The following is a 13,112-nucleotide window of genomic DNA, read 5'->3' as shown; positions in this document are numbered from 1 at the left end:
CCTCGCGAGCATCGTATGACCGCATCCACCCCCGAACCGCTGCGGGACCGCCCGGCGTGGGCCGCGCTGCAGGCGCACCATGCCGAGATCGCGTCCACCCACCTGCGGGAGCTCTTCGCCGCCGACCCCGACCGCGGCGCGACCATGAGCCTCGACGCGGTCGGCATCTACCTCGACTACTCCAAGAACCGGGTCACCGGTGAGACCCTCGCCCTGCTGCGACAGCTGGCCGACGAGTCCGATCTGCGCGGCCGCATCGACGCCATGTTCGCCGGCGAGAAGATCAACGTCACCGAGGATCGCGCCGTGCTGCACGTCGCCCTGCGGGCACCGAAGGGCGAGCAGATCCGGGTCGACGGCGTCGACGTCGTGCCCGCGGTCCACGAGGTACTGGGCCGCATGGCCGAGTTCGCCGATCGCGTCCGCAGCGGGAAGTGGCGCGGCCACACCGGCCAGCCGATCCGCAACATCGTCAACATCGGCATCGGCGGCTCCGACCTCGGCCCGGTCATGGCCTACGAGGCGCTGCGCCACTACAGCCAGCGCGATCTCACGTTCCGGTTCGTGTCCAACGTCGACGGCACCGACTTCGCCGAGGCCACCCGTGACCTCGACCCCGCCGAGACGCTGTTCATCGTGTCGTCCAAGACGTTCACGACGCTCGAGACGATGACCAACGCCGAGACCGCCCGCGAGTGGATCCTGGCCGCGCTGGACGACCGCTCGGCCATCGCCAAGCACTTCGTCGCGGTGTCGACCAACGGCGACGCGGTGTCGGAGTTCGGCATCGACGTCATGAACATGTTCGGCTTCTGGGACTGGGTGGGCGGCCGCTACTCGATGGACTCCGCCATCGGGCTGTCGACGATGATCGCCGTCGGGCCCGACGGCTTCGGCGAGCTGTTGGCCGGCTTCCACGCCATGGACGAGCACTTCCGCACCGCGCCGTTCGCCGAAAACCTGCCGGTGCTGCTCGGCCTGCTGACCGTCTGGTACGCCGACTTCTTCGACGCCCAGACGCAGGCGGTGCTGCCGTACGACCAGTACCTCAAGCGATTCCCGGCCTACCTGCAGCAGCTGACCATGGAGTCCAACGGCAAGCACGTCACGCTCGCCGGCGCGACGGTCGACTACGCCACCGGCCCGGTCTACTGGGGCGAGCCCGGCACCAACGGTCAGCACAGCTTCTACCAGCTGATCCACCAGGGCACCGAGCTCATCCCGGCCGACTTCATCGGCTTCGCGCACTCGCTCAACCCGCTCGAGGCGGCCGACGGTGCCACGCACCACGACCTGCTCACCGCCAACGTCTTCGCCCAGGGCGAGGCACTCGCCTTCGGCAAGACCGCCGAGCAGGTGAAGGCCGAGGGCACCGACGACTGGCTGGTGCCGCACCGCGTCTTCGAGGGCAACCGCCCGTCCAACACGCTGCTGCTCGACCGCCTGACCCCGCACGCGCTCGGCACGCTCATCGCCCTCTACGAGCACAGCGTGTTCGTCCAGGGCACGATCTGGTCGGTCAACTCCTTCGACCAGTGGGGCGTCGAACTCGGCAAGGTCCTGGCCAAGAAGGTGGCCGCCGAACTCGTCGCCGGCGACGAACCCGATCTCTCGCACGACAGCTCGACCAACGCGCTCATCCGCCGCTACCGCGCCTCGCGCGCCGAAGGAGCCTGAACAATGCAGCTCGGAATGATCGGTCTCGGACGGATGGGCGCCAACATCATCCGGCGCGTCATGCGGGACGGCCACACGTCGGTCGCCTTCGACACCAACCCGGACACCGTCGACCAGCTGGTCAGCGACGGCGCGGTCGGGGCGAAGACGCTCGAAGAGTTCGTGCAGAAGCTCGACAAGCCGCGCGTGGCCTGGGTGATGATCCCGGCCGGCATCACCGACAAGGTGGTGGAGCAGCTCGCCGACCTGATGGACGAGGGCGACATCATCATCAACGGCGGCAACTCCAACTATCGCGAGGACTACGACCGCGCGATCGCGCTCAAGCAGCGCGGCATCGACTACCTCGACGTCGGCACCAGCGGTGGCGTGTGGGGTCTCGAGCGCGGCTACTGCCTGATGATCGGCGGCGACGAGAAGGCCTACCAGCACTGCGAGCCGCTGTTCGCGAGCATCGCCCCCGGCATCGGCCACATCGAGCGCACGGCCGGTCGCAGTGGCGATCCCGCTCCCGAGGAGCAGGGCTACCTGCACTGCGGTCCGGCCGGCTCGGGGCACTTCGTCAAGATGGTCCACAACGGCATCGAGTACGGCATGATGGCCGCCTACGCCGAGGGCCTCAACGTGCTGGCCAAGGCGAACTCGGGCTCGAAGGAGCAGACGCACTCGGCCGAGGAGACCCCGCTCGAGCAGCCGCAGTACTACCAGTACGACCTCGACCTGCCCAAGGTCGCCGAGGTCTGGAGGCGCGGCTCGGTGGTCGCGTCCTGGCTGCTGGACCTCACCGCCGGGGCGCTGCACGGCAACCCCGAGCTCGACGGCATCGCCGGTCGCGTCTCGGACTCCGGAGAGGGGCGCTGGACGATCAAGGCCGCCATCGACGAGGGCGTGCCGGTGCCGGTGCTGTCGGCGTCGCTGTTCGCCCGGTTCAGCAGCCGCGGCGAGGCCGTCTACGCCGACAAGCTGCTCTCGGCGATGCGCCAGGCGTTCGGCGGGCACATCGAGCTGCCGACCGGCGAGTAGACGTCAGTTCTGGCTGTCGATCTTCCAGACGCCGTCCTGGGACACCAGGCCGAAGGTGTCGGTCTCCGACGTCGTCGAGCCGTCCTTGCGCGTGTAGGTGACGTGGGCCGTCACCGTGTTCGCCTTGGCGTCGGCCGACACGTTCGACGTCGAGACGGCGGAGAACCCGCTCCAGAACTGGTCGTACTGCTGGCGACCGCCGGCCCGGCTCTGCTGGAACGACGGCGTGAGCCGCGACCAGGCGGCGTCGGTGTTGCCCGGCAGCAGCCCGTAGTAGTCGGTCACGGCCTGGGCGAGCTGGGCTCGCGTCGACCCCCGGCCGTTGCCCTTCGACTTCGTCGCCGAGGTCGTCGGGGCGGGGGAGGACGAGTTCGGGGCGGACGAGGTGGGGGCGGACGAGCTGCTCGACGGCGGGCGTGACGTCGAGCGCTGCGCCGGGGTCGCCGGCGCCGGGCGCGACGCGCGGGTCGGCGGGTTCGAGGCCGCCGTGCCCGCGCCGCTGTCGCTGCCGGTGAGCTGGCTGATCACCAGCACCACCAGACCGGCGACGAGCAGCAGCGCGACGAGCCCGATGGCCGCGGCGGTGCGGTTGCGCCGGGGACCCTTGTCGCGCGGCGGCTCGGCGTAGGGGGCGACCGGGCGGCGTACCGGCGGCGGAGGCCCGACCGGCGGCCCGGCCGGTCGCTCGGGTCGGGCCGCGGGCAGGGTCATCGTGCGTGACGGCGAAGGACCCTCGGGCAGCGGCGCGGCGAGACGTTCGGTGGTGTCGCCGACCGCGCCGCCCGCGGAGATGGCGGCCAGCCGGGCCGCGGCCTCCTGCATGGTCGGGCGCCGGGCCGGATCGACCGACAGCATGCGCTGCAGCTCGCCGGTCAGCGGGCCACTGCGCTGTGGCGGTGCGATCTCGCCCGAAGCCACCCGGTGCAGCGTGGCCATCGGGTTCTCGCCGGTGCCGAACGGTGGGGTGCCCTCCAGCGCGGCGTAGAGCGTCGAGCCGAGGGAGAAGACGTCCGAGGCGAAGCCGGATTCGATCCCGCGCGCGACCTCCGGGGCCAGGAACGCAGGCGTGCCGGTGACCATGCCGGTCGAGGTCAGGCTCACGTCGCCCAGGGCGTGCGAGATGCCGAAGTCGGTGAGTTTGGCCGAGCCGTCCTCGTCGATCAAAACGTTGCCCGGCTTGACGTCACGGTGGACGATGCCGGCCTGGTGGGCGGCCGCGAGCGCGGAGGCGACCTGGCTGCCGATGCGGGCGACCTCGTCGACCTCGAGCACGCCGCGCTCGGTCAGCAGCGACTGCAAGCTCCGCGACGGCAGGTACTGCATGATCAGGCAGGGCTGACCCTCGAAGTCGACGACGTCGTAGACCGGCACCGCGTGCGCGTGGTGCAGGCGGGCGGTGATGCGGGCCTCGCGCATCGCGCGGTTGCCGGCCAGCGCGGCGTCGGCCTTGCTCAGGCCGGGCTGCGGGTGCAGCTGCTTCAGCGCGACGCGGCGGTGCAGGCGCTCGTCCCAGGCCTCCCACACGCTGCCCATGCCACCGGCCGCGATGCGCTCGACCAACCGGTACCGGTCGGCGATGAGGACATCGGGGCGCGACACAAGCATCTACCTCACACGGCTCGGAGGACGGGGGCGACTCATGACGCTACCTACCCAAAGCCGGAGGTCGCTCCACGTGTCCCGCCCGCCCGGGGCGTCCGCCCCTGTTCGCATGATCAATCCATCGCCTAGCCTGGTCAGCGGTGGCCGGGCCACCGCAACCCTGCTCAACCGCTGCTCCTGGAGGTCGTCGTGCGTCGGTGGAGTGCACTGGTCGCGAGCGCGGCGACCGTCCTTGCCCTGGGAACCGTTCCGGCCCGGGCGGCCGCGGCCCCGCAGACGTTCTCCTGGCCGAGTACCGGATCGCTGTCGATCGTCGGGCACGGCAACGGTCACGGGCACGGGTTGTCGCAGTACGGCGCGTACGGCGCCGCGTTGCGCGGGCTCGATGCCGCTCACATCCTCGCGTTCTACTACCCGGGCACCGCCGCGGCGACCCTCACCGAACCCGCGCTGCGCGTCTGGATCACCGCGGCCCCCGCGCCCCTCGAAGTGGCCCCGCGCTCCGGCCTGAGGGCGGCAACCGCCGACGGCACCGTCACGCTGCCCACCACCCTGGCCTCGGCGACGGTCACCCGGTGGCGAGCGGTCCGCGCCGCGGCGGGCACGTACGTGCAGGGTCTGACCGGGTCGACCTGGCGCACGTTCGTCATCGGCGGGAAGAGCGCGCACGCCGGCACCGTCGAGTTCGCCGGAGCCGGCACGGTGCGGGTCGTCCTCGGCTCGACGCTGCGCGAGTACCGCGGCAGCGTGCGGGCCGTGCCGACCGGGGCGTCGCCCGGCCAACGCACCGTGGTCGTCACGTCGCTGCCCGACTACCTCCGCTCGGTGGTGCCGTCGGAGATGCCGGCCGGTTGGTCGGCCGCGGCGCTGCAGGCGCAGGCGGTCGCGGCCCGCACGTACGCCCTCTACGACCGCGCCCACGAGCCGGCGGGCTCCGCCTACGACACCTGCGACTCCACCAGCTGCCAGGTCTTCTCCGGTGCCGCCGAGTACACCCTCGGCGGGTCGTTGCTGCGCAGCTTCGAGGCAACCTCGTCCGACACCGCCGTCACTGCCACCCGCGGCCAGGTGCGCCTCTACAGCAGCGCCCTCGCGTTCACCCAGTTCAGCGCCAGCAACGGGGGCTGGACCGCGGACGGTGGGCAGCCCTACCTGCGGGCGTACCCCGACCCCTACGACGGCGTCGTGCCGAGCACCGCGCACACCTGGACCGACACGATCCTCACGGCCACGGTGCAGGCGGCCTACCCGAGCATCGGCACGCTGCGCTCGGTCACCGTCCTGCGCGACGGCAACGGCGAATGGGGTGGCCGGGTGACGTCCATCGTGCTGCACGGCAGCGGCGGGCAGGCCACCGTCGACGGCGACACGTTCCGCTCGGTTACCGGGTTGCGGAGCACCTGGTGGGCGCCGGCCAACGCCGGATGGTCGGGCTATGACGCCGTGCTCGGCGTGCACGACTGGAACGGTGACACCCGCGACGACCTCATCACCCGCACGCCGTCGGGCGAGCTGTGGCTCTACCCGGGCGCCGGCGGGGCCGTGCTCGGCACCCGGCAGCGGATCGGCACCGGCTTCTGGGCGTTCTCGGCGCTGCTGGCCCCGGGCGACTGGAACGGCGACGGCGCCCCCGACATCATCGGGCGGCGGACCTCGGACGGCTCGCTGTGGCTCTACCCGGGTACCGGGCACGGAGGGTTCCTCGCCGGTCGCCGGATCGGCACCGGCTTCTGGGCGTTCTCCGCCCTGATCGGCCCCGGTGACTGGAACGGTGACGGGCATCCCGACCTGCTGGCAAGACGCACCAGCGACGGGTCGCTGTGGCTCTACCCGGGGGACGGGCACGGCGGTTTCCTCCCGGCGCGTCAGGTCGGCACGGGGTTCTGGGCGTTCTCCGCGCTGGTGGGCCCGGGTGACTGGAACGGCGACGGGCCGGTCGACCTCATCGGCCGCCGCACGAGCGACAACACGCTGTGGCTGTACCCGGGCAACGGGCACGGCGGTTTCCTCCGGGCCCGCCAGATCGGCACCGGCTGGGGGTCGTTCCGCGTGCTCGCCGCGGGCCACGACCTGGACGGCGACCACCACCCCGACCTCGTGGGGGTGTCCACCGCGAACACGGCCTACCTCTACCCGGGCAACGGATCGGGCGGCTTCCGACCGTCCAGCCCCATCGGTACGCCGTAGCGGCCGGCGTGAGGCTCAGGCGTCGTGCTCGAGCTTGTCGCCGGCCCACTCGGTGTGGAACGAGCCGTCCTTGTCGACGCGGCGGTAGGTGTGCGCGCCGAAGTTGTCGCGCAGGCCCTGGATGAGCGCCGCCGGCAGCCGGTCGCGGCGCAGGCCGTCGTAGTAGGCGAGCGACGACGAGAACGCCGGCGTGGGGATGCCCGCGGTCGCGGCCGCGGCGACGACCCGCCGCCACGCGTCGACGCCCGAACGGACGGCCTCGGCGAAGTAGGGCGCCACCAGCAGCGACGGCAGCTCCGGGTTCTCGTCGTAGGCCTCGCGGATGCGGTTGAGGAAGCGGGCCCGGATGATGCAGCCGCCACGCCAGATGGTGGCCATGGCGCCGCGGTCGACGTTCCAGTCGTGCTCGGCACTGCCGGCGGCGATGTGGTCGAAGCCCTGCGCGTAGGCGACGACCTTCGAGGCGTAGAGCGCGAGCCGGACGTCCTCGATGAACGCGTCGCGGTCGGGCACGTCGATGGCGGCGACCGCGGAGCCGAACGCCTGCTGGGCCGGCCCGCGCTGCTCGGCGTGCCCGGACAGTGCGCGGGCGAACGTCGCCTCGGCGATGCCGGTGATGGGGACGCCGAGGTCGAGGGCGCTCTGCACCGTCCAGCGTCCCGTGCCCTTCTGCTCGGCCTGGTCGAGCACGACGTCGACGAAGGGCTTGCCGGTCGCGGCGTCCTCCTGCGACAGCACGGCCGCGGTGATCTCGATGAGGAAGGACTCGAGGTCGCCCTCGTTCCAGGTGCCGAAGATGCCGGCGATCTCGCCCGGGGATGCCGCGAGGCCGTGCCGCAGCAGGTCGTAGGCCTCGGCGATGAGCTGCATGTCGGCGTACTCGATGCCGTTGTGCACCATCTTCACGAAGTGCCCGGCGGCGTCGGGGCCGACGTGCACGCAGCACGGGGTGTCGTCGACGACGGCGGCGATCGACTCGAAGATCGGGCCGAGCTTCTCGTAGGACTCGGCCGAGCCGCCCGGCATGATCGACGGCCCGTTGAGCGCGCCCTCCTCGCCGCCGGAGACGCCGCAGCCGACGAAGTGGATGCCGTGCTCGCGCAGGTCGTGCTCGCGGCGGCGGGTGTCGGCGTAGTGCGCGTTGCCGCAGTCGACGATGATGTCGCCCTCGTCGAGCAGCGGGATCAGCTCGTCGATGACGGCGTCGGTCGGCTCGCCCGCCTTGACCATGACGATGATCGCCCGCGGCGTGGTCAGCGAGGCGACGAACTCCTCCATCGACTCGCTCGGCACGAACGTGCCCTCGTCGCCGTGCTGCTCGACCAGGCTCTTCGTGCGGGCGGAGGTGCGGTTGTGCAGGGCCACCGTGTGGCCGTGCCGGGCGAGGTTGCGGGCCAGGTTGCGGCCCATGACGGCCAGTCCGGTGACCCCGATGGTGGCGGTTGCGTCGCTCATGCTCCCAACGTAGTGCGGTGGCACCACCGGGCGCTGATCGGGACTACTCGCGGTCGTTGAAGGTCAGGATCGCCCAGAACTTGGTGCCGTACGGGGCGCGTGACGACTCGTCGAGCATGCCCCGGGTGTCGTTCTCGATCCGCTGGGCCACCGAGGAGAACCAGTACAGCAGGCAGGCGGCGCAGGCGAAGAACAGGACGTACAGCTGCCACACGACGGCCTCCCTCGGACGGGACGCGTTCAGCATCGCACGCCGGGAGCGTCGTGCGCAGGGGCGACCGGCCTCTATCGACATGGTCAAGTTAACGCTAGTCTCACACGGCGCGGGGTAGCTGGATGCGCTCGGGCGCGGGGCCCGGACCACGTCGGACTGTCGAGCCCTGCGAAAGTCGAGCCCCGTATGACCACCACGATCTACCCGTCGCTCGCGTCGGCGATCTCGCACTCGGTCCACACCGCGGTCGCTCCGCTCACCTGGAATCCGGTCGAGCATCTCCTCGCCCGCACCACCTTCGGGGCGACCCCCGGCGACCGCGCCTACGTCGGGCGCTACGGGCCGGACGCGTTCTACAAGCTGCAGGTCGGCCGGGGCGCCAACTACAGCACCTACCGCGGCAACCGGTACGTCAACGCCCTGTGCCCGCTGCTGGCGATGAACCCCTACGACGTGCGGCAGTGGCTGATCCGCAACGGCAACGAGTACGGCTGGGAGGCGATGGACCAGCTGACGAACGCCACCCTCGGGCTGCAGACCTGGAGCATCGCCCAGCTCTACGAGGTGCTCGTCGACTTCTTCTCCAACCACCTCAACGTGCCCAACCACAACGGCGACCTCTGGAACACCCGCCACACCCACGACCGCGATGTCGTGCGCCGCTTCGCGATGGGCTCCTACACCAACATGCTGCTGGCCTCGGCGAAGAACCCGGCCATGCTGCTGTACCTGAACCTGGCCGAGTCGAACAAGACGGCGATCAACGAGAACTACGGCCGCGAACTGCTCGAGCTGCACACCGTCGGCCTGCGCTACACCGAGAACGACGTGAAGAACGCGGCCCGGCTGCTGTCCGGTCGCACCCTGGACGACAACTTCCGCTACGTCTACGACGAGTACATCCACGCCACCGGCAAGGTGACGGTGCTCGGCTTCACCGACGCCAACCTGCGGGCCGAGGACGGCGAGCGGGCCGGCGACAACATGATCCGCTACCTCGCTGCGCACCCCTTCACCGCGACCCGGCTGGCCCAGAAGCTCTGCACCCGCCTCGTCTCGGACACGCCCTCGGCCGGACTCGTCAACGCGGTGGCCCACGCCTACCTGGCCAACAGGACGCAGATCCTGCCGATGGTGTCGACGATCCTGCGCTCGGCCGAGTTCTGGCAGTCCCGCGGACGCAAGGTGCGCCGCCCGGCCGAGAACGTCGTCGCGACGGTGCGCACGACCGGCGTCGGCGTCTCGAACCTGCCCGACGCGCTCGACACGCTGCACTGGGTCACGGCGCAGATGGGCAACACGCCGCTCGAATGGCCGACGCCCGACGGCTACCCGGACGTCGCCTCGGCGTGGCGCTCGGCCGGCACGCTGCTGCGCACCTGGGAGATGCACCTCGGCATCGCGGGGGGCTGGTGGAACGGGCTGCGGGCGGCCAACATCGCCGCGCTGTACGGCGGCGTGCCGGCCAACAGCGGCGACGCGATCGTGCGGCTCGGGCGCACCCTCACCGGCACGACGCTGTCGTCGACCCACCGGTCGGTCCTGCAGACCTTCCTCGGTGAGCCGGCGAGGACGCCGATGTCCCGCTCGATCCTGCAGTGGTGGGACAGCCTGCTCGCCGCCACCATCCTCGACGGCCCGCACCATGCGCTGCGCTGACCCCGTCCCGAACCGCCCGACCGCCCCGGAGCCCCGATGACCCCGACGAACGATCTCGACACCGCCCTGCGGCTGCGGGCCGAGCAGGTCCGCGCCGACCTCTGCGCCCAGGACGCCGCGTGGGGCACGAGCGGGTGGACGCGCCGCCGCTTCCTCGCCGGCATCGGCATGGCCGGGGTCGCCGCGCTCGGCAGCCAGCTCGTGACGAGCCGGGCCGCCTACGCCGCGGTGCCCTCCGGGACCGAGCGGACGCTGCTCGTGGTCTTCCTGCGCGGCGCCGCCGACGGGCTGCGGATCCTCGCGCCGAACAACTCGGCGCTGGGCCTCGACTTCCTCAAGACCGTGCGCGGTGACCTCGTGCCGGCCGACAGCGACCTGATCGCCCTGCCCGGCGCCACCGGCTGGGGGCTGAACAAGAAGCTGCAGCCGCTCTTCGACGCGCTGTGGGCGAGCGGCGAGATGGCGTTCGTGCCCGCGGTGTCGTCGCCCGGCGTCAGCCGCAGCCACTTCCAGGCCCAGGCGTTCCTCGAGCGCGGCGGCACCGACCGGGCGACGTCGGGCTGGCTCGAGCGGGTGCTCGAACTGCTCGGGCCGGGCACGACCTTCCGCGCCGTGACCGAGGGATGGTCGACGCCCGACTCGCTCATCGGCATGCAGCCGTCGCTCACCCTCGGCTCGCTCGACGACTTCCAGTTCCCGGGATGGGACGGGATGCGGGCGCAGGCCCAGAAAGCCGTCCTCGACCTCTACCGCGGCGTCGGTGGTCCGCTCGGGACCGACGTCCCGGTGACGATCTCGGCGCTGGGCACGGCCGCGCAGATCCGGGCGACGGCCAACACCGCCACCTACCCGGGCGGGTCGTTCTCCGACGCGCTCAAGGACTTCGCGAAGATCCTCAAGGCCGACGTCGGCCTGCAGGTGGCGACCGTCGATGTCGGCGGGTGGGACACCCACACCAATGAGGTCAACGAGCTTGACGGTCTGCTCGACGACACCGCGGCCGCGCTGCGGGCCTTCATGGACGACCTCGGCCCGGCCCGACGGTCGCGGGTGACCGTGGCGGTCATGACCGAGTTCGGTCGGCGGGTCTACATGAACGACAGCGCCGGCGCCGACCACGGCCACGGTGGGCTCATCTGGCTGCTCGGTGGCGGGCTCGCGTCCAGCGGCGTCCTCGGCAAGTGGAACGGGCTCTCCGCCGCGACCCTCGACAACGGCGACGTGGCCGGGCTCAACAGCCCGTTCGACGTACTCGGCGAGCTCGTGCAGAAGCGGCTCGGGGTCGGTGCGCTGTCGACGGTGTTCCCCGGGCACACAGTGGCGCCGATCGGGGTGGCCACCACCGCGTGAGCCGGGCTCAGGCGAGCAGTTCCTTCACCCGGGCGTTGATCCAGTCGCTGGCGTCGGCGATCGCCGGGCTGAGCAGTTCCATGCCGTAGAAGCCGTGGATGAGCCCCGCGAACTGCCGGTGCTCGACCTTCACGCCGGCCTTCTCGAGTTGCTGCGCGTAGAGGTTGCCCTCATCGCGCAGCGGGTCGAACTCGGCGGTGGCGACCACGGCCGGGGCCAGGCCGTCGAGGCTCTCCGCGTGCAGCGGCGAGAGCTCGGGATCGACCGCGAGCTCGGCCGCCGCCGGGTCGCTCTCGTCGATGCCGAGGTAGTGCCCGCCGAACCAGTTCATGTCGGCGACGGTGAGGAAGTAGCCCTCGGCGTTCTCCGCGCGCGACGGGTAGTCGCCGAGCATGTCGACCGCGGGGTACACGAGCAGCTGCGCGGCCAGCGCGAGACCGTCGGCGTGGGCCTTCTGGGCGCACACCGCGGCGAGGTTGCCGCCCGCGCTGTCGCCGCCGACGACGAGGCGCGCCGCGTCGCCGCCGTACTCGTCGATGTGCTCGGCCACCCAGTTCAGCGCGGCGTAGCAGTCGCGGACCGCCGCCGGGAAGCGGTGCTCGGGCGCTAGGCGGTAGTCGACGCTGACGACGACGGCGCCGATGTCGCGACACTCCTGGCGGCACACGCCGTCGTGGGTGTCGCGGTCGCCGATCACGAACCCGCCGCCGTGGAAGTAGACGATCGTCGGGAACGGGCCGTCGCCCTCGGGCCGGTACACCCGCACCGGGATGCCGTCGCCCACGGTGGCGTCCTCGATCGACCCGACCTGGGCCAGCGTCGACGGGTCGCGCAGTTCGACCAGCAGCTGGCGGATCGCCGCGCGCGCCTCGTCGACGGTGCTGTCGGCGATGGCGGGTACGCCCTCGCTCTCGATGAACTGCAGGAAGCCGGCGATGTTCGGGTCGAGAGGCATGTCCCGATCCTGGCACGGGCGCGGGCGTCAGCCCAGTCCGGACGCCTCGGCGAACACGGCGCGGATCGTGGCGTCGTCGTAGCCGCAGGCCAGGCACACCAGCAGCAGGAGGCGGGCCTTGAAGGCGTCCAGCAGGCCGGCGCTGATCAGGCCGCGGGCCAGCAGGTCGCGCTCGGACCCCTCGTAGCCGTAGGTGCGCTCCAGCACCGGACCGGCGGCGGCGCGGGTGGCGAGCACGACGGGGCCGTCGCCGGTGAACGCGCCGATCGTGCCGGCGAGGCGGTCCGGGACGTGGCCCACGCCGAAGCCGGCGACGACCAGACCGTCGACCTCGGCAGTGCGCAGCAGGGCACCGTCGTCGCCGAGCCCGACGGTGAAGATCGGGACGCTGTGGGTCAGCAGCTCGGTCGGGGCGTGGGTGCGCCGCCGCGGGATCGTTGCGATGGGCACCGCGCGGCCCTCGACCAGGAGCCCGATCGGGCCGGCGTTGGGGGAGGCGAACGTCGAGACGTTGGTGCTGTGGGTCTTGCGCACGTAGCGCGCCGCGTGGATCTCGTCGTTGAACGCGACCAGCGCGCCGAGGCCGCGGAAGCGCGGCTCGGCCGCCGTCGTCACCGCCGCCAGGAGGTTGGCCGGGCCGTCCGGGCCGGCGAGCGTCGGGTTGCGCATGGCGCCGGTGAAGACCACCGGGGTGTCGTGCGGCCAGAGCAGGTCGAACAGGTAGCTGGTCTCCTCGAGCGTGTCGGTGCCCTGTACGACGACGATGCCGTCCGCACCGCTCGCGGCGGCGTCGTCGACCAGCCGGGAGATGTCCGAGGGGCGGATGCACGCGCTCGGCACCCGCGTGAAGTCGCGGGCGTCCAGGGTGACGTCGAGGTCGGCGAGTGCGGGCACCGCGGCCACCAGTTCGGCCGCGCCGAAGCGGGTGACCGCCCCGCTGCCGTCGCCGGTCGTGCCGCTCATGCTGATCGTGCCGCCGAGGAAGAACGC

10 protein-coding genes are annotated in these 13,112 nt (G+C 71.8%); 5 read left to right on the top strand and 5 right to left on the bottom strand.

The window, feature by feature from the left end:
* Positions 1–15 precede the first annotated feature (15 nt).
* Both pgi and gnd read left to right on the top strand, forming a co-directional pair.
* The gene (pgi, locus tag VGN18_RS04710) at positions 16–1,677 is read left to right on the top strand and encodes a glucose-6-phosphate isomerase (protein ID WP_327538489.1); all 1,662 of its coding nucleotides are present in this window, start codon (positions 16–18) and stop codon (positions 1,675–1,677) included.
* Positions 1,678–1,680: 3 nt separating this feature from the next.
* Complete coding sequence (gene gnd, locus VGN18_RS04705) at positions 1,681–2,700, top strand: phosphogluconate dehydrogenase (NAD(+)-dependent, decarboxylating) (protein WP_327538488.1); 1,020 nt, start codon at positions 1,681–1,683, stop codon at positions 2,698–2,700.
* A gap of 3 nt (positions 2,701–2,703) precedes the next feature.
* On the opposite strand, the gene VGN18_RS04700 is transcribed toward gnd, so the two are convergent.
* Positions 2,704–4,299 carry a serine/threonine-protein kinase gene (locus tag VGN18_RS04700; protein WP_327538487.1) on the bottom strand — a complete coding sequence of 532 codons (1,596 nt, stop codon included), beginning with the start codon at positions 4,297–4,299 and terminating at the stop codon, positions 2,704–2,706.
* A 192-nt stretch (positions 4,300–4,491) separates the two neighbouring features.
* Here VGN18_RS04700 and VGN18_RS04695 point away from each other — a divergent pair, with 192 nt between their 5' ends.
* Positions 4,492–6,489 carry a SpoIID/LytB domain-containing protein gene (locus VGN18_RS04695; RefSeq protein WP_327538486.1) on the top strand — a complete coding sequence of 666 codons (1,998 nt, stop codon included), beginning with the start codon at positions 4,492–4,494 and terminating at the stop codon, positions 6,487–6,489.
* A 15-nt stretch (positions 6,490–6,504) separates the two neighbouring features.
* On the opposite strand, the gene gndA is transcribed toward VGN18_RS04695, so the two are convergent.
* On the bottom strand, positions 6,505–7,944 hold the full coding sequence (gene gndA / locus VGN18_RS04690) for an NADP-dependent phosphogluconate dehydrogenase (protein ID WP_327538485.1): 1,440 nt from the start codon (positions 7,942–7,944) through the stop codon (positions 6,505–6,507).
* Between the two features lie 43 nt (positions 7,945–7,987).
* Positions 7,988–8,158, bottom strand: coding sequence for a hypothetical protein (locus tag VGN18_RS04685; RefSeq protein WP_327538484.1), 171 nt, complete (start codon positions 8,156–8,158; stop codon positions 7,988–7,990).
* A 186-nt stretch (positions 8,159–8,344) separates the two neighbouring features.
* Between VGN18_RS04685 and VGN18_RS04680 the strand changes: the two genes are divergently transcribed.
* Positions 8,345–9,817, top strand: a complete 1,473-nt coding sequence (locus VGN18_RS04680; RefSeq protein ID WP_327538483.1) for a DUF1800 domain-containing protein — start codon at positions 8,345–8,347, stop codon at positions 9,815–9,817.
* A 36-nt stretch (positions 9,818–9,853) separates the two neighbouring features.
* Positions 9,854–11,167, top strand: a complete 1,314-nt coding sequence (locus VGN18_RS04675; RefSeq protein ID WP_327538482.1) for a DUF1501 domain-containing protein — start codon at positions 9,854–9,856, stop codon at positions 11,165–11,167.
* Positions 11,168–11,174: 7 nt separating this feature from the next.
* Here VGN18_RS04675 and VGN18_RS04670 read toward each other — a convergent pair whose 3' ends face one another.
* Together VGN18_RS04670 and VGN18_RS04665 are read right to left on the bottom strand one after the other, a co-directional pair.
* Positions 11,175–12,122, bottom strand: coding sequence for an alpha/beta hydrolase (locus VGN18_RS04670; RefSeq protein WP_327538481.1), 948 nt, complete (start codon positions 12,120–12,122; stop codon positions 11,175–11,177).
* A gap of 27 nt (positions 12,123–12,149) precedes the next feature.
* Positions 12,150–13,085, bottom strand: coding sequence for an asparaginase (locus VGN18_RS04665; RefSeq protein ID WP_349259836.1), 936 nt, complete (start codon positions 13,083–13,085; stop codon positions 12,150–12,152).
* Positions 13,086–13,112 lie beyond the last annotated feature (27 nt).

It is taken from the genome of Jatrophihabitans sp., assembly GCF_036000465.1.
GTDB lineage: Bacteria > Actinomycetota > Actinomycetes > Mycobacteriales > Jatrophihabitantaceae > Jatrophihabitans.
Note: the sequence above shows the minus strand (reverse complement) of the source record. Positions and strands in the feature narration are given on the sequence as shown.